This is a genomic window from Corynebacterium sp. LK26 (assembly GCF_014335085.1).
GTDB classification, from domain to species: Bacteria; Actinomycetota; Actinomycetes; order Mycobacteriales; family Mycobacteriaceae; genus Corynebacterium; species Corynebacterium jeikeium_D.
The window spans coordinates 274,658-291,209 of the sequence record NZ_PDHB01000001.1; the positions used below are offsets into that span (position 1 = coordinate 274,658).

Consider the following 16,552-nt stretch of genomic DNA (forward strand, 5'->3'; position numbering starts at 1 on the left):
AATGGCCTGAAAAATGGCCTGAAAGTGTCATAAACTCACACAGTTTCACATTTGCAGCCAAAGCCCCGAACCACCAAAGTGGAACGGGGCGAAGGAGCATCTAAGCAACGCTAGGCGAAGCGGTCCGATGGTGGTCCAGCACACTGGCCCACCATCTGCTACGGGCCAGTACCTACTCAACTAGTACACGACGCCGAATACCCACTGCAGCAGCGTCAGCGAAGCCACAGAGATCACAATCAGTGCGACGACGTTCAGCCAAACACCAGCCTTGACCATGTTGTCCATGCTGACGTAGCCGGAGCCGTAGGCGATGGCGTTCGGCGGTGTTGCAACCGGCATCATGAAGGCCGAAGTAGCTGCCAGTGCAACTGGAACGGCGAAAATCATCTGGTCGTGGCCCAGACCGATGGCCATGGCGCCAACCAGTGGCAAGAAAGTCGCGGCCGTCGCGGTGTTCGAGGTGAACTCGGTCAAGAACAGCACAACTGCGCCGACGACAACCACAAGTGCAGCCACTGGCATCCAACCGAGGGTAGACAGCTGTTCGCCAATCCAGTCCGACAGCCCAGAGGCACCGAACTGCGAGGAGAGCGCCAGGCCACCACCGAACAGCAGCAGCACGCCCCATGGCAGCTCCAACGCATTTTCCCAGCGCATGAGCTTCACCCCGTCAGGCCCACCCGGGATCAGGAACAGCGCAATACCGACAGTCATCGCAATCACTGCATCGGCGATCTTGGTGTCGGGCAGCAGCACCGGAACAAAGACCCACGCCAGCGCAGCCGCGATAAACACCATGAGCACGCGACGCTCACCAGCCGACATACGACCGAGGCGCTTGAGTTCATCACGCATGAGTTCGCGGCCACCCGGAATGTGCGTAATCTCCGGCTTGAACAGCACGTTCGTCAACAGGAACCAGGCACAGAACATGAGCACAATCGCCACCGGGACACCGAGCAGCATCCACTGGCCAAACCCAATATTGACGCCTTGCTCCGCCATGTAGGCCGCCAGCATAGCGTTCGGAGGAGTACCAATAATGGTGCCCAGCGAACCAATCGATGCCGCGTAAGCGATACCCAGCATCAGCGCGATACCGAAGTTCGACTTTGGCATCGGGTCATAGCTTGACGACGACTCCTCGGCCTCCTCCAGCGCATCCCCACCGGGGGTTTCAGCGACGGATTCGCTCGCAGAGCCCGTATCCTCTGCAGCAACCTTTTCATCGTGCAGCATTCGGACAATGAGGCTCAGGACGGACACACCGATTGGCAGCATCATCACGGCCGTGGCCGTGTTGGAGACCCACATCGACAGGAAGCCAGTAGCCACCATGAAGCCGAGAATCAGCATCTTTGGTGACGACCCCATGAGCACCAGAACCCACAATGCGACGCGCTTGTGGAGGTTCCAACGCTGCATCGCCAGCGCCAACAGGAAGCCGCCCATAAAGAGGAAGATAGTCGGGTCTGTGTACTTGCCCGAGAAATCCTTAATCTCCGCGAGGTTGAGAATCGGGAATAGAGCCAGCGGCAGCAGAGCCGTAACGGCAATCGGGATAGCCTCGGACATCCACCACACGGCCATAAGCACTGCTACGCCTGCGGTTGCACGCAGGTTGTGATCGAGCTCAGCCGGCATAAAGAAGTACACGAGCAGGGCCAGGATGATACCGAGTCCTAGACCGGTGCGCTTACGGAAAAGCTCCCGGCTGAGGTATCCACGGTCTTGTTGGCCAGGTGACAGTTCCGGGGAGTTATCGCGCGTAGATGTCGCTGCCACGATTCACGCTCCTATTTAATAATCAGCAGACATCCTGTATTGCACGCATGTTCAAACGTTTACCGCATGTAGGGGATGCCAAATGTGGGTACTTTCTGACACCAATATCATTACCAACACTCGGCCAAATATGAGATTTCACTAAGAAACCCCCGGCCGAAACTGCAGGCAGTTGGGCTTCGGGGGTGGATTACGGGGTTAGCTCATTTCCTGATTGCGTATCTGGCGTTGACCGAAAACTCCGGGCACAAAGTAAGACCGCCATTGATGTCGCTTCCGAACTCACTCCGATTGCTTCTTTGGCTGATCAGTACCCATCTGCTTAGAGATGCACTCGGCATACTCTCCAGAGGTGCGCTCGAACTTCTCGCACTTCGACATCGCATCTGATGTCGACGAATACAGCATCAGCGACACCACGGCGGCTGCAATACCCGTCACAATGCCGACCACGCCCAATCCGAACGAACCGCTGATGACCGCGTCTCCCCCAGCTGCCTGCACGCGCTTCTTAGCACTCATTGCCTTCGCCATCGCGATAATGCCCAGAACAATGCCAAAGACCCCGAGGATGCCACCAACAATCATCCAGGACATCAAGAGTCCGCCGACGCCAAAGATCAGTGCCAGCACGCCAATAGTCCGACCGTCATTGCCTGGTACAGCCGACAAACCACCGCCGGTCAATTCCGACGGCCTCGACTTATCACTGCTTGCCGACATTCTTCTCTCCACCATAGATTGCTCAGTTCGTTTGAAACCCTACCAATTACGCAGGTAGCTGATGCGATCACGCAACTGTTCCTCCGTACATAGCGCAGTCGGCGGACCACCACAGGCGCGCCGAACCTCGTTATGCACTTGACCATGTGGCTTACCGGTTCGCGCCGCTGTCATCGACACCAACGTATTGAGCTCCTTCCGCAACTTCGGCAACACCTCACTAGCCACCTTCTGCGGCCTTGGGTACGCCGATCCTTCAATCCGGTGCACCGCGCCCCCTTCGCCCCCGCTTGACGACGATTCCCTCGCCTCCTCGCGGGCTTCCTTCTCTCGGGCACTGGCGGCTTTAAGCTGTTCATCCTGCCGCTGACGCAGCAAGAGTCGCATCTGATCGGCGTCGAGAAGCCCTGGCAAACCCAGGTAATCGGCCTCTTCGGCGGAACCGGCAACGGTTGCGGTGCCGTAGGAGGAGCCGTCGTAGATGAGGTAGTCGAGTTCAGCATCCGCGCCAATGGATTCGTAGGCCGGCAGCAATTCGTCGGGCTCATCCTTGCGACGATTGGCCTCAGCGACCAAGTCATCTTCCCAGCCTTCCGAAGGCCGATCCGGCTTGCCGAGCACGTGGTTGCGCTGCACCTCCATCTGCGAGGCCAAGTCGAGCAGCACCGGAATCGACGGCAAGAAGACGGAAGCAGTCTCCCCCGGCATGCGGCTTCGCACGAATCGTCCGATAGCCTGCGCGAAGAATAGTGGAGTCGAGGAACTGGTCGCGTACACGCCGACCGCCAGCCTCGGCACGTCCACGCCTTCGGAGACCATGCGCACGGCTACCATCCACTCATCGGTGGACTCGGAGAAAGTCTTGATTCGTTCCGACGAGCCCGGTTCATCCGAGAGCACTAACGCCACCGGCGTAGAGGCAATCTGCTCGAGAATGCGTTTGTACGCACGGGCAGTTGCCGCATCGGAGGCGATAACTAGGCCACCCGCGTCCGGGATATGCTGCCTCATCTGCGAGAGCCGGGTGTGCGCTGCCCGCAGCACAGATGGCATCCACTCGCCCTTTGGGTCAAGCGCGGTGCGCCAAGCACGCGTGGTCTCCTCTGGGCTCATCACGGTGCCCAGTCGCGCAGCGAACTCATCACCCGCGCTATCACGCCAGCGAGCTTCACCGGAATAAGCCAAAAAGACCACTGGGCGCACGACGCCGTCGGCAAGCGCATTGGAATAGCCGTACGTGTAATCGGCGACGGAACGCGAGTAACCATCGCCGTCCGGCGAGTAGCGAACAAACGGAATCGCTGCGTCATCGGAGCGGAACGGCGTACCAGTTAGGCACAGGCGGCGTTCGACATCGCCGTAAGCTTCGGAAATACCGTCGCCCCAGCTCTTGGCATCGCCGCCGTGGTGCACCTCGTCCAGAATCACCAATGTCGGCCGAGCGGTGGCTACGGCATGGTGCTTAAACGGATGCACTGCGACTTGGGCGTAGGTCACAACAATTCCCTGGTAGGAGGGGTTTACCACACCCTTGGCGTTGGTGAATTTGGGATCCAACGCAATCCCCGAACGAGCAGCGGAAGCAGCCCACTGCACTTTCAGGTGCTCAGTGGGAACCACGACGATGATGCGCTCGACGATCCGGCGCGACAGCAACTCACTGGCGATACGCAAGGCGAAGGTCGTCTTACCTGCGCCCGGTGTCGCCACTGCAAGGAAGTCCTTGGGGTTAGTCGCCAGGTATTTGTCGAGGGCCTCCTGCTGCCATTTACGAAGCCCGCTCACTTGCGACGCAGGGACTTGTAAATCCGCTCGCAGTCAGGGCATACCGGTGAACCCGGCTTCGCCGACTTCTTCACTGGGAAGGTTTCACCGCACAGAGCAACGACGTAGGAGCCGTTGACCGCGGAGTTCACGATCTGGTCCTTCTTGACGTAATGGAAGAACTTCGGAGTGTCGTCCCTCGTCGACTCATCGACGCGGGTATCGGTGCGTTCAATCGTCTTTGTCGTCTTCAATGGAGTGCTCACAGATTCCAATTGTGCCCCATCGGTCAAATTATGCCTAGCGACCCAGGTGCTGGCCGCTGCAGACTGCTGCCTTCCACAGCCATCCGCAACATCGCTGTGACTACGCGAGCATGCGGCTGCAACGGGCATAGCTAGTTGAGACGACCCCACGCCACAGGCGTATGCTAGACAACCATGGCGCGAATCAATGACCGTCGCGACTCCGCGCTGCCGAAACGCGGAGGTTCCCGGCGACGCAAGAAAGACGCGGCGTTGATTACCGACGCCCGCGGCTCTCGGATTCGCAACTATGACCACCGCCGCCACGTCTACGCCGCCCTGCAATGGTCTCGCATTCCGCTGCTGCTTCTTTCCGGCGCTTTTTATCTGTGGTGGGATGTCCCGTGGATCGCAGCGATTCTCATGGTCGTCTCCGTACCCATGCCGTGGATCGCGGTTGTCATCGCCAATGGCGTTGGAGAACCCGCTGACAAGCGTAAGCCGCGCGTCTACAAGCCTGGAGTTGTACGCGAGCAAAACCGCAAATGGGAGGAGCAGCAACGCCAGCGCGCCCTCAAGGAAGCAGAGATGCGCGCGCTCGGTTCTGCCGCCAGTACCGAAGACACCGACGCACCGCCGCAGTCCGGTAACGAGACCATCTCAACCCCCTTCGATGATGCAAATGTCATCGATATGCCGGAAGACGACGATCCGTCGTCAAGCTCCCCTAACTAGCCCCTCCGCCCCGCTTTACGACGAGAGTAGTGCCTACGATGACCTTTTCCCCCTCCACCTTCACCCCACCGACTGATCAGCAGCTTCGTGATTTTGTCGACTGTGCGGAGGAATTTGCCACCGCGCTCAGGCGCCTTGAGTTTTCCAGTAAGTCACTGCGTCGAGTCCTAGGCGCCGAGGGACTGGCCGCGCTGGACCGCGGTGAGCCCGGCGTTGTCGATGTTCTACTTACCGAAACTGAGGGCGTTTCTGCGGACACTGTGACCGCGTTGCGTCTTTTCATCCTGGGCGATTTCGCCGACGCACAGCAGCTATTTGGGGCTGAGCTGACAGCCAAGTTACTGGGCAGCGGCATACTTGCCGGCACCGCCACCAACGCACAGGTGTGTATCGATGTGCGCCCGGTCGAGATTGCGGGAGTCGACCGTATTGTCTTTTCCGACCGCGATGCCTCTATGAGCGATCACGTTCCTGGACCCGATCATGTCTTGGGCGTAGGGCGGGCTTCCCGCTCCCTCCTCGATATTTCGCCGACCTCGGCGGTGGAATCCGTACTCGACCTCGGTGCCGGTTGTGGCGTCCAGAGTCTTGCCCAGCCGGATGCAAAGTCGATTGTCGCGACGGACATTCACCCCCGGGCGCTGTTTTTTGCCCGCGCTACTTTCGCCGCAAATGGCTTCGACCAGGCGCAGGCCGTCGAAGGTTCGTGGTTTGAATCGGTTGCAGGCAAGAAGTTTGACCGCATTGTGGCGAACCCGCCGTTCGTCGTAGGGCTGCCAAGTGTGGAACATGTTTACCGTGACTCAGGATTGAATCTGGACGGTGCCACCGAACTTATGATCCGCGGTCTGGCCGACCATCTCACCGACGGCGGCACGGCGCATCTGCTCGGTGCTTGGGCCCATATCGAAGGCGAAAGTTGGCAACAGCGCATCGCCTCTTGGCTCCCTGCTGAAGGCCTCGAAGTGTGGGTAACACAACGAGATGTCGCCACGCCGGCGGAATACATCGGCACCTGGCTTCGAGACGAGTCCATCGACCCCCGCAGCCCAGAAGGCTGCGAGCGCTCCCGTGCCTGGCTGGAGCACTTCCGCAACAGCGGCGTGACAGGCATCGGGTTCGGCTACATCACAGTCCAACGCATTGCCGGCCCGACTTCCGCCGTGTGCGAAGAAATGCCGCAGCCTTTGGCCGCTCCCTTCGGCGCCGAAGCCCAGGAGTATCTCGGCCGCGCCGAATGGCTTCGCGCACAAACTGCTAACACCATCCTCGAAGCTGCCTTTACTGTGCGACCCGGCGTCGCCTTAGAACGCGTTTCGCTTGCCGACGTCGACAGCGGCCAGGGCTTCACTGAGTTCGATACGCGCATCTCACGCACCGACGGCCCCGCCTGGACACACTCAATCGATGAGTCCGTCGCAACCATCCTGGGTGCACTGCATCCCGAAGCTGCCCTGGGCTCCGTCATCGACATCATGGCAATGTTTGGAGCCTTTGATGAGTCCGAAGTCCCTGCAATCAAGGACGCCCTAGTTCCCATCGTCGTTGACTTGGTTCGCCATGGTCTGATTCTCCCCGCCGAGCTCTTGGAGGATAAACAGTAAATGAAAGCCGTTCTCACCCGAGTTAAATCCGCGTCAGTCACTGTCGACGGCTCCGTTGTTGGCCACGTTGACGGAGGCGATACCGGCGCCATTTTGGCGCTCGTAGGTGTTGGCCGCGAGGACACTGCCGATGCTTGGGAAACGATGGCCCGCAAGATTGCGGAGCTGCGCATTCTGGATGGCGAGCTCAGCGCTGTCGACGCTGGCGCCCCGGTGCTCGTTGTTAGCCAATTCACGTTGATGGGGGCGACAAAGAAGGGACGGCGGCCGTCGTGGGTAGACGCGGCTCCGGGCCCAGAGGCCGGACCCGTCATAGAAAAAATTGTCGAGAACTTGCGCAATCGTGGCTTGACGGTCGAAACGGGACAATTTGGAGCGATGATGGAGGTCGCATCCGTCAATGATGGACCCTTTACAGTTCTCATAGAATGCTAGTCGCGGCAGTTTTTCTTAACATTATATTTGCATGGCAAAATTACCCTATTGACATTCATCAACTTTCACGGGAACATTTCCGTAACTCCGTGCGTTGTAGTTATCGAGTCCACTTAAAAATCCAGGAGGCAGATTCATGAAGAGTGCCGATATTCAAAATGACGAACTGGAAGGTCAGCCACGGGACAAGGGGCGCCGCACTGGCAATAACTCCAATCCGTCCGCCGATTTGGTTCGTGTGTATTTGAACGGCATCGGAAAGACTGCTCTTCTCAGCGCTGAAGAAGAAGTGGAACTTTCTAAGCGCATTGAAGCCGGTGTATACGCCGAGCATTTGCTGCAGACCGGCGCGAAAATGACCCGCGCAAAGAAGCGTGATGTCAAGATTTTGGCAAAGGAAGGTAAGGCTGCACGCGCCCACCTACTCGAAGCCAATCTCCGTCTTGTGGTCTCGCTGGCGAAGCGCTACACCAACCGCGGTATGCCTCTGCTGGATCTAATCCAGGAGGGCAACTTGGGCCTCATCCGCGCCATGGAAAAGTTCGACTACACCAAGGGTTTCAAGTTCTCCACTTACGCAACGTGGTGGATTCGCCAAGCTATTACCCGCGGTATGGCTGATCAGTCGCGCACCATTCGCCTCCCTGTTCATTTGGTTGAGCAGGTCAACAAGATTTCTCGTATCAAGCGTGAGCTCTACCAGCAACTCGGCCGTGAGGCTACGAATGAGGAATTGGCAGAGGAATCCGGCATTCCAGAAGCCAAGATTGAGATGCTGCTGCGTCAGTCCCGCGACCCGGTGAGCTTGGACATGCCGGTGGGCACTGATGAGGAAGCTCCTCTGGGAGACTTCATCGAGGACTCAGAGGCAACTGATGCCGAGGAGGCAGTTGTCGCTTCCCTGCGTCACCACGATGTCCGCAAGGTTCTGTCCACTCTCGAGATTCGAGAGCAGGAAGTTATTAAGCTCCGCTACGGTCTCGACGATGGCCTGCCCCGCACGCTGGATCAGATTGGCCGCCACTTTGGCCTGTCTCGAGAGCGCGTCCGCCAGATTGAGCGGGAAGTTATGTCCAAGCTCCGCGAGGGTGACCGTGCTGACAAGCTGCGTGAGTACGCAAACTAACGCCACATGGCGGTGACATCGATAGGGTTCCTAATTTCAGCCCTGAGATAGAGCTGGACTTCAATGCCGACCCCGTGCCGGAGTTTCATCCACACTGGCGGTCGGCGTTTTCGTCTGCACGTCGAACTTTCGACATCGCGTACGCTCCCTTCCGTCTCAGCAGCGCCCACCGAACCAAGCTTTTCGCTGCCTAATCAGCACCAAAGCCACTAGATTTGCGAGCCCTAACATCTTTCTTGCGCAAGTGTGGTTATCCTAATACTTGAGTGAAAACTTTTAAGACTGTGTTATCGGAGGAAAACCGTGAGGGATTTGGTTGACACCACGGAAATGTACTTACGTACGATTTTCGAACTCGAAGAAGAGGGCATCATTCCTTTGCGTGCTCGCATTGCCGAACGCCTTGAGCAGTCGGGGCCGACCGTTAGCCAAACCGTTGCGCGCATGGAGCGCGATGGCCTTCTCGTAGTTGCCCCAGATCGCAGCTTGCAGCTTTCCGACGAGGGCCGCAGGCTGGCCACGGCTGTCATGCGTAAGCACCGCCTAGCTGAGCGCCTACTTACGGATGTCATTGGCCTCGAATGGGACAAGGTTCACGACGAAGCCTGCCGCTGGGAGCACGTAATGAGTGACGAGGTCGAGCGCAAACTTCTCGACGTGCTTGACTCTTACACACGCTCCCCATTCGGCAATCCGATTCCCGGTTTGGGAGACCTCGGTGGGACTCAGTCACCAGAGTCGTTAGAGAACGTTCGCCGACTGTCCGATCTAAACCCCGGCGAGTACACCGTTGAGATCGTCCAGATTAACGAAATCCTGCAGGTCGAGCAGAGCTACATGAAGCGTCTCCACAAGGCTGGAATTATGCCGGGTACTGAGGCACTTGCCGAGGTTGCCGCCGGCCGCGTGACTCTCGCCCGTGGTGATCATTCTCTTGACATTCCGGATACTCTGTCTCACGCAATCATGGTGATTATCAAATGAAACTCCTCGTCACTGGTGGTGCCGGCTACGTCGGTAGCGTGTGCTCGGCAGTATTGATTTCTCTTGGCCACGACGTCACCATTCTGGACAACTTCTCTGTTGGCAACCGTGATGCGGTGCCAGAGGGCGCGACCCTAGTCGAAGGCGATGTGGCGGACAAGGCCTACGAGGTTCTGTCCTCCGACAGCTTCGACGGCGTCGTTCATTTCGCTGCGAAATCGCTTGTTGGCGAGTCTGTCGAAGTTCCTTCCGACTACTGGCACAACAATGTGGGCCAAACCCTGAAGCTACTCGACGCAATGCGTGATACCGGTACGAATAACCTGGTGTTCTCTTCGACAGCTGCAACCTACGGCGAGCCAGAGAAGACACCAATTACCGAAGACATGCCAACCGCACCGACCAACCCTTACGGTGCCACCAAGCTGGCCATGGACTACGCCATCGCCTCTTACGCCAAGGCATACAACATCGGCGCTACCAGCTTGCGTTACTTCAATGTGGCGGGTGCCTGGGGCGGTTTTGGCGAAAACCGTGAGGTGGAAACTCACCTCATCCCCCTGGTACTGCAGGTTGCGCTCGGTCACCGCGACAAGATTATGGTCTTTGGCAATGACTGGCCGACTCCGGACGGCACCGCGGTTCGTGACTACATCCACATCAAAGACCTCGCCGATGCGCACGTCTTGGCACTGGAGTCCAACACGCCGGGAACCCACCGTATCTTCAACCTCGGTTCTGGCGACGGCTTTTCGGTTCGCCAGGTTATTGAGACCTGCCGTAAGGTCACCGGTCACCCGATTCCCGCTGAGGATGCACCGCGTAGAGCCGGTGATCCGGCAACCCTTATTGCCTCTTCTCAGCGCGCCATGGACGAGCTCGGATGGAAGCCCAATCATACGGAGCTGGAAACCATCGTCGCCGATGCATGGGAGTACACCAAGAACCTCGGCGACCGAGCCCACTCGGCGCACCGCTAGGTACTGCAGCACAGCTTGCAGGGTCGCTAATCAATACGCGGCATTTTCACCTTGTATACCCTGCGCAGCACCTCTTGTGCCGCACCAAGAATTGTGCCAACGCACCTCGGCACAATTTGATTGGCGACCGCAATTTCCAGCAACTGAGTCAGTGAATGATTCGGTTGCTCCCCCGCTGCCTCATCGAGAGCTGTTTGCGCAAAGTTCTCCAGCCCAGCCGCGAACTTTGCGATGGCAAAACACGCTAAAGCGTTAGCACGCAGGCTGCCGCGGTGGACGATTGCGGCCTCGCGCCAGATTTCTCCCATTGATTGCGCCAACTGCGTAGTAATGAAAATCATGGACATATCGCGCAAGGTGACGTTGGTCAGTGCTGCAGCAATGGCATATCCCGCGGTTTCATCGCGAACCGCCTCATGTGCATCCATCACACCATCGGCCACGTTTTCCACGGCGGCTTTTAGCATGTCGAAATGCTCAATGAGCGCGGGATTGTCCGAACCAATTTTGAGCTTCCTAGGCTGCTCAACGGCTGTCGCTCGTTCCCGGAGGCGTTCAATCAGAGCCCTGTCTTTACTGTCGTGGAATTGGCCACCTCGAAAATAGCTGCGGTACTCCTCATAGTTTTTGAAAATCTGCTCTCCCTGCCGGGAGATTAGATTTGCATTGTCGGTCATCAGACTGTCACCGACAATGCCGACGATCTCTCCCTGCTCGTCCGTGACAACTTCCCCCGCAGCAATAGTGGCAACGCCCGCCAAACGCACCTCATGCAGGCCGCCTTCTCGCAGCCAGCCTGTAATAGGTGTGGAGTCCTTTTCAATCCCCCAGGATTCGTCGATGATAAACACATCTGCGTGAGTGCATCCTTCATCGAGCAGGAAGTCCGCGGCTGCCCGCACCAAGTCAGGATTGTTCTCCATCGAGGCCACATCCTTAATCAGCATCGGGCCAGCATGCGCTGTCGGATCAAACTCGACCTTGCCATCGATGAGATCTTCGACCTGCTGACGATACAACGCCGCAATCACTACCTGCCCCCGCGGATAGAATCCAACGATTCCCGGCAGGTTCGTCAGAAAAACACTCGGCTCAATTTCAGGCTTTTGTCCTGCACCGAAGTTCTGTTTGTTTCCCATTAATTCCTTACCCCTTTTCCCCCATTGGAATAGCTCGACAGCGGACAATCCTCTCGCCATCTGGTGGCTCTCATTGTTATCGAATCCGCAACAGCCTTGCTTGTGCGCGACCGGAAAAATCGGCCCATCTGTGGACTACTTTCAACTTGTGGATAACTGGAATAATTTCTGCGGTATCGTGGTTGTTTACTTCAAATGACGAAAAATGTGATGCAGGAGGTAGTCGTACGTGAGTGATCCGACCGACAAGCCTCAGGGCAATATGTACGAGGTAGTTTTTCCGGTTCCTGACGTAACGGGAAGCGAGGGCCATCTGACCCTGGTCATTGCACTTAGCGGTTATGCGGATGCCGGTAATGCCGTCTCGGAATCAGCTAGTTTCCTCTTGGATGCTCTCGAGCACCGTCCATTGGTGAACTTTTCTATCGACGAGCTGATTGATTATCGTTCTCGCCGTCCCTCTGTGACGATGAACCACGACCAGATTGTGGATGTATCCGATTTGAACCTGTCACTCAATGTGGTTCGCGACAACGTCGGTAAGCCGTTCTTGCTGCTTTCTGGCCCTGAGCCAGACATGCGGTGGGAGGCTTTCTCGACTGCCGTGGCAGATTTGGCGGAGCGCTACGATGTCGGTCGGACTGTGTCGCTGTACTCGGCGCCGATGACGGTTCCGCACACCCGACCGCTGGGCATCATCGCCCACGGCACAGATAAGCGGAAACTCGGTGATATGCATACCTGGGGAAACCGCGTCACAGTTCCGGGGGCTGCGAGCCTGAACATTGAGTACGAGCTCGCAAGCCGCGGTTGTGATGCCTTTGGTTTCACCGCACAGGTGCCACACTATGTCGCGGCCACTGAGTATCCGCTGGCGTCACTGCGGCTGTTGCAGGAGGTAGCAAAACTAGCCAAGCTCGAGCTCCCGCTTGAGGCGTTGGAGAAGGAATCCGCGCGGGTGGCGGAGCTGCTCAATACGCAGACGAATGATTCCGGCGAGGTCTCTCAGCTGGTCAATCTTCTCGAGGAACAGTACGACCAGGAAGTTCAACGTCGTCAAGAGCTGGAGACTTCTCCCCTACTTGGACCTAACGGCGAGATGCCTTCGGCCGACGAGATTGGCGCTGAGTTCGAAAGGTTCCTCGCTTCTCAACCGCTGCGCCCAGTAGAGGATTCTTCCTCGCTTGACGACGAGGCGGAGACCCCGGCCAACTCGGATTCCTCGGCAACTACATCAGAGGACACTGACGCACACTCGGAAGAACCCGAGTCGGCCTCGGCGGATGATAGGTCTGCGGAGTTTTCTGCAGACGGCACTGCCGAACAGCCTGAGTCAGAACAGCCTCGGGAAGAGCAGGCGGGAAGCGAAGAATCCGGTGAACCGGAACAACCTCGCCGTCGGCGCGGCTGGAAGCCCTGGTTCCGCTTCTAATCCGGGGTTACCGCTAGGGTGGGAAGCGTGTCACTATCTGAAATGCTTCCCGACCTAGCTGAGGTTCCAGAGTCCCTTTTCGACGATGCGATTATGGACTCGTTCATTGCCTGGACCAGGGATCAGGGCATCACGCTCTACCCGGCCCAGGAGGAGGCCGCTATTGGTCTCGCTGGTGGCGACCACGTCATCCTTGCCACTCCGACAGGGTCGGGCAAGTCCATGGTGGCTATTGCTGCCCACTTCTGCGCGCTTGCCCGTGGCCAACGCAGCTTTTACACAGCGCCTATTAAGGCCTTGGTCAGCGAGAAGTTCTTTGCCCTCTGCGAGGTCTTTGGCGCTGAGAACGTCGGTATGATGACCGGCGATGCCACCGTCAACGGTGGTGCACCCATCATCTGCGCAACTGCGGAAATTGTCGCCAATATCGCCCTGCGCGACGGGGCCGACGCCGATATTGACCAGGTGGTAATGGATGAATTCCATTTCTATGCGGATCCCGATCGCGGGTGGGCATGGCAAGTGCCCTTGCTCGAGCTTTCCCGTTGCCAATTCCTGTTGATGTCCGCCACTCTCGGCGATACTCAAAAGTTTGAGACGGATTTGAAGGAACGCACGGGATTCGACGTCAACCTCGTTACAGGTACGACGCGCCCGGTACCGCTGGATTTCCACTATGTCTACACACCAGTTCATGACACGCTGGCGGAGTTGCTGGAATCCGGCAAAGCCCCAATCTACATCGTCTTTTTCTCCCAGCGCCAAGCAGCTGAACAGGCTCAGGCACTGACCGGTCTGAAGCTGCTGACGAAGGAGGAGAAGGAGCGGATTCGCGAAGAGATTGGCGATTTCCGGTTTACCACGGCCTTTGGTCGAGTTCTTTCCAAGTTGGTGCGCCAGGGCATTGGCGTCCACCATGCGGGAATGCTGCCGAAGTACCGTCGTTTGGTTGAGCGTCTCTCTCAGACTGGTCTGCTGAAGGTCATCTGTGGCACGGATACCCTCGGCGTCGGCATCAACGTGCCTATTCGCACGGTGCTGATTACCGGTTTGGCCAAGTTCGATGGCCGTCGTAGCCGTATTCTCAAGTCACGCGAGTTCCACCAGATCGCTGGACGCGCCGGCCGTGCTGGCTACGACACCGAGGGCACCGTAGTTGTCGAAGCACCTGAACACGAAATCGAAAACGCCAAGCTGCGGCGCCGTGCCGGCCAGGATGAGGCCAAACTGAAGAAATTGCGGCTGAAGTCCGTTCCCAAGGGCGAAGTGACATGGTCGGAGAAGACCTTCGACAAAATCGTTTCTCAGCCACCGGAGCCGCTGACCAGCCGCTTTGCAGTTACCAACGGTATGTTGCTCAACGTCATTGCACGTGGAGGCGATACCTACGAACACATGCGTCATCTGCTGCGCACCAATCACGACACCCGCCACCAGCAAAATGAGGCCATTCTGACCGCAATTGAGCTCTACCGCGGTTTGGTCACCGCGGGTATCGTCGTCACGCATGGCGAGGGCGATGACTGCCGCCCCGAGCTGACAATGGAGCTGCAGCGTGACTTCGCGCTCAATCAGCCGCTGTCGCCTTTCGCCATCGCCGCGCTCGAACTGCTGGATAAGGACAGCCCGAACTACGCACTCGATGTCATCAGTGTGTTTGAGTCAATTCTGGAAGACCCTCGCCCACTGCTCATCGCGCAGCAGAAAAAGGCACGCGGTGAAGAAATCGCCGCGCTCAAGGCCGAGGGTGTTGATTACACCGAACGTATGAACATCGTCGAAGACATCACATGGCCGATGCCGCTTGCCGACGAGCTGGAGGGCGCATTCGACACCTATGCTCAAGGTCACCCGTGGGTGCGTGAGTTTTCGCTGTCGCCCAAGTCAGTAGTGCGCGAGATGGTGGAAAAGGCCATGACTTTCTCGGACGTGGTATCTGAGTACGGAATTGCCCGCTCCGAAGGTATTTTCCTGCGCTATCTCACCGATGCCTGGCGCACTTTGCGCCACACTCTCCCACCGGAAGCCGCTAACGAGGAGCTCCGGGACATTGTGGAATGGCTCGGCGAGCTCGTTGTACAGGTGGATAACTCCTTGGTGGATGAATGGGCGCAGATGGCCGATCCGGACAAGCCATTGGACGAGGAAACTCTCAAGGAAGCGGCTTTTGGCACCGACGAGTCGCGGCCCCTTACAGGCAACGAACGTGCATTCACCCGTATGGTGCGCAATCTCATGTTCCGCCACGTGCAGCTCTTTGCCTTTGAAAAGGAGGACGAGCTGGCCGATCTGGACAACTACCTCGACGACGCACCTAATTGGCCTGCCGCGATGGATGACTACTTCGATGAATACGATGACCTAGGCATCGATGCAAAGGCTCGCGGTGGCGATATGATTTCGATTGACCGCCAGGCTGGTGAGGGCCTATGGCATGTGATCCAGATACTCGATGATCCCGAGGGCGACCACGGCTGGCGCTTTGAAGCGGACGTTGACTTGGCTGCATCTGATGAATACGGCGAAGTCAGGTTGGCATCGCTGCGAATTATTCAGGGATAAACGCGAAAGACCGGGCTGGAACTGCCAGCCCGGTTTTTGCTTATTTCGTACGCTACTGCGGCATGCGCCAAGAGAGCTTTAGGCAACAGCGTCTATGTATGCTTGCCGTACCAGTTCGGCAATTCGATTGAACTCGCCGCCGCGTACCGATGATGCCCGGTGAACCAGCCCAATGGTGCGTCCCGGCCGTGCCGGACCTTCGAATCGTGCAACAGCCAGGCCGGGACGGTCGGCCTCAATCTTGACAGCCGATTCCGGTACAAGCGACTGCCCCAACCCACCGGCAACACACTGCACGACGGTCGATAGAGAAGCCGCCCGTGTTTCCAAGCTGGAGGTCTCGCCGTGAACAGCATCGACCTTGCGACAAATATCCAACACTTGGTCGCGCAGGCAATGACCGTCGTCAAGCAGAAGCAAGTCCAAGTCTCTGATTGCCTCAAGCTTTACGTCTTCCTTACCTGCCAGCGGATGATCCTCTGGCACGACGATGTAGAACTCTTCGTCGTAGAGGTAAATCTCTTCAAAGGAAGGCACATCGGACGGCAGTGCCATGATGGCTGCATCAATGGTGCCGGAGCGAAGTGATTCGATGAGGCGCTCGGTCGGCTCTTCGACGATCCTAGGCTTTAGATCTGGCAGCTCGTCACGAACCAACTGGAGGAAGTTGGGCAGCACGTATGGAGCAACCGTAGGGATAACACCAATGGATAGTGGTCCGGACAAATCATCTGTACGGCCAGAGGCGCGAGCAACGATCTCGTCAACAATTTCAGATGCTTGGCGGGCATATGGAATCAGACCGCGACCGAGTGGCGTCACCAGCACTCGGCGAGTCGAACGCTCTACAAGCTGCACCCCCAGTCCCTGCTCAAGGGTGGAAAGCGCTTGTGACAGGCTGGGCTGTGAAATGCCGAGGCGGGCAGCGGCTTGACCGAAGTGACCGGTATCGGCAATCGCGACAAAGGCACGTAACTGAGGCAAAGTGGGCCGATAATCTCTATTACGCATACCTATAAGCCTACACGAGCTTAT

14 protein-coding genes are annotated in these 16,552 nt (G+C 57.6%); 8 read left to right on the top strand and 6 right to left on the bottom strand.

Going from position 1 to position 16,552, the window contains the following annotated elements; translation table 11 throughout:
- Positions 1–180: 180 nt before the first annotated feature.
- From CRD13_RS01225 to CRD13_RS01240, 4 genes are all read right to left on the bottom strand, one after another.
- Entirely contained in the window at positions 181–1,788 is a 1,608-nt protein-coding gene (locus CRD13_RS01225; protein ID WP_187401178.1) for a DASS family sodium-coupled anion symporter, read from the bottom strand.
- 282 nt (positions 1,789–2,070) lie between these two features.
- The gene (locus CRD13_RS01230) at positions 2,071–2,511 is read right to left on the bottom strand and encodes a hypothetical protein (RefSeq protein WP_016422649.1); all 441 of its coding nucleotides are present in this window, start codon (positions 2,509–2,511) and stop codon (positions 2,071–2,073) included.
- Positions 2,512–2,550: 39 nt separating this feature from the next.
- Positions 2,551–4,296 (bottom strand): DEAD/DEAH box helicase, encoded by a 1,746-nt coding sequence (locus CRD13_RS01235; RefSeq protein WP_048733265.1) that lies wholly within the window; start codon positions 4,294–4,296, stop codon positions 2,551–2,553.
- Complete coding sequence (locus CRD13_RS01240) at positions 4,293–4,541, bottom strand: DUF3039 domain-containing protein (RefSeq protein ID WP_005509477.1); 249 nt, start codon at positions 4,539–4,541, stop codon at positions 4,293–4,295. Before CRD13_RS01240 ends, CRD13_RS01235 begins: the two co-directional genes overlap by 4 nt.
- Before the next feature lie 174 nt (positions 4,542–4,715).
- On the opposite strand from CRD13_RS01240, the gene CRD13_RS01245 reads away from it, so the two are divergent.
- The 6 genes from CRD13_RS01245 (at position 4,716) to galE (ending at position 10,384) form a co-directional block, all read left to right on the top strand.
- A complete protein-coding gene (locus CRD13_RS01245) occupies positions 4,716–5,255 on the top strand; it encodes a DUF3099 domain-containing protein (RefSeq protein WP_070652960.1) in 540 nt (179 codons plus the stop codon).
- A 38-nt stretch (positions 5,256–5,293) separates the two neighbouring features.
- Positions 5,294–6,859 (top strand): methyltransferase, encoded by a 1,566-nt coding sequence (locus CRD13_RS01250; protein ID WP_187401179.1) that lies wholly within the window; start codon positions 5,294–5,296, stop codon positions 6,857–6,859.
- Positions 6,860–7,294, top strand: a complete 435-nt coding sequence (gene dtd / locus CRD13_RS01255; protein WP_016422645.1) for a D-aminoacyl-tRNA deacylase — start codon at positions 6,860–6,862, stop codon at positions 7,292–7,294.
- A 136-nt stretch (positions 7,295–7,430) separates the two neighbouring features.
- Positions 7,431–8,420, top strand: coding sequence for a sigma-70 family RNA polymerase sigma factor (locus CRD13_RS01260; RefSeq protein WP_016422644.1), 990 nt, complete (start codon positions 7,431–7,433; stop codon positions 8,418–8,420).
- A 303-nt stretch (positions 8,421–8,723) separates the two neighbouring features.
- A complete protein-coding gene (locus tag CRD13_RS01265) occupies positions 8,724–9,404 on the top strand; it encodes a metal-dependent transcriptional regulator (RefSeq protein WP_016422643.1) in 681 nt (226 codons plus the stop codon).
- Positions 9,401–10,384 (top strand): UDP-glucose 4-epimerase GalE, encoded by a 984-nt coding sequence (gene galE, locus CRD13_RS01270; protein ID WP_150963147.1) that lies wholly within the window; start codon positions 9,401–9,403, stop codon positions 10,382–10,384. The genes CRD13_RS01265 and galE overlap by 4 nt, the downstream gene beginning before the upstream one ends.
- Positions 10,385–10,410: 26 nt before the next feature.
- On the opposite strand, the gene CRD13_RS01275 is transcribed toward galE, so the two are convergent.
- A complete protein-coding gene (locus CRD13_RS01275; protein ID WP_255467748.1) occupies positions 10,411–11,523 on the bottom strand; it encodes a DUF4192 domain-containing protein in 1,113 nt (370 codons plus the stop codon).
- A 229-nt stretch (positions 11,524–11,752) separates the two neighbouring features.
- Between CRD13_RS01275 and CRD13_RS01280 the strand changes: the two genes are divergently transcribed.
- The gene (locus tag CRD13_RS01280) at positions 11,753–12,955 is read left to right on the top strand and encodes a PAC2 family protein (protein WP_187401181.1); all 1,203 of its coding nucleotides are present in this window, start codon (positions 11,753–11,755) and stop codon (positions 12,953–12,955) included.
- 42 nt (positions 12,956–12,997) lie between these two features.
- Complete coding sequence (locus tag CRD13_RS01285) at positions 12,998–15,517, top strand: RNA helicase (protein WP_187401298.1); 2,520 nt, start codon at positions 12,998–13,000, stop codon at positions 15,515–15,517.
- A 78-nt stretch (positions 15,518–15,595) separates the two neighbouring features.
- Here the strand turns inward: CRD13_RS01285 and CRD13_RS01290 are convergent, their stop codons facing one another.
- On the bottom strand, positions 15,596–16,528 hold the full coding sequence (locus CRD13_RS01290) for a hydrogen peroxide-inducible genes activator (RefSeq protein WP_049189738.1): 933 nt from the start codon (positions 16,526–16,528) through the stop codon (positions 15,596–15,598).
- Positions 16,529–16,552: the final 24 nt, after the last annotated feature.

Bases quoted from the DNA above. Each gene is read 5' to 3' on its own strand.
- CRD13_RS01250 (WP_187401179.1), top strand. From the start codon at position 5,294: ATGACCTTTTCCCCCTCCACCTTCACCCCACCGACTGATCAGCAGCTT.
- CRD13_RS01290 (WP_049189738.1), bottom strand. From the start codon at position 16,528: ATGCGTAATAGAGATTATCGGCCCACTTTGCCTCAGTTACGTGCCTTT.
- CRD13_RS01260 (WP_016422644.1), top strand. From the start codon at position 7,431: ATGAAGAGTGCCGATATTCAAAATGACGAACTGGAAGGTCAGCCACGG.
- CRD13_RS01275 (WP_255467748.1), bottom strand. From the start codon at position 11,523: ATGGGAAACAAACAGAACTTCGGTGCAGGACAAAAGCCTGAAATTGAG.
- dtd (WP_016422645.1), top strand. From the start codon at position 6,860: ATGAAAGCCGTTCTCACCCGAGTTAAATCCGCGTCAGTCACTGTCGAC.
- CRD13_RS01245 (WP_070652960.1), top strand. From the start codon at position 4,716: ATGGCGCGAATCAATGACCGTCGCGACTCCGCGCTGCCGAAACGCGGA.
- CRD13_RS01285 (WP_187401298.1), top strand. From the start codon at position 12,998: ATGCTTCCCGACCTAGCTGAGGTTCCAGAGTCCCTTTTCGACGATGCG.
- CRD13_RS01230 (WP_016422649.1), bottom strand. From the start codon at position 2,511: ATGTCGGCAAGCAGTGATAAGTCGAGGCCGTCGGAATTGACCGGCGGT.
- galE (WP_150963147.1), top strand. From the start codon at position 9,401: ATGAAACTCCTCGTCACTGGTGGTGCCGGCTACGTCGGTAGCGTGTGC.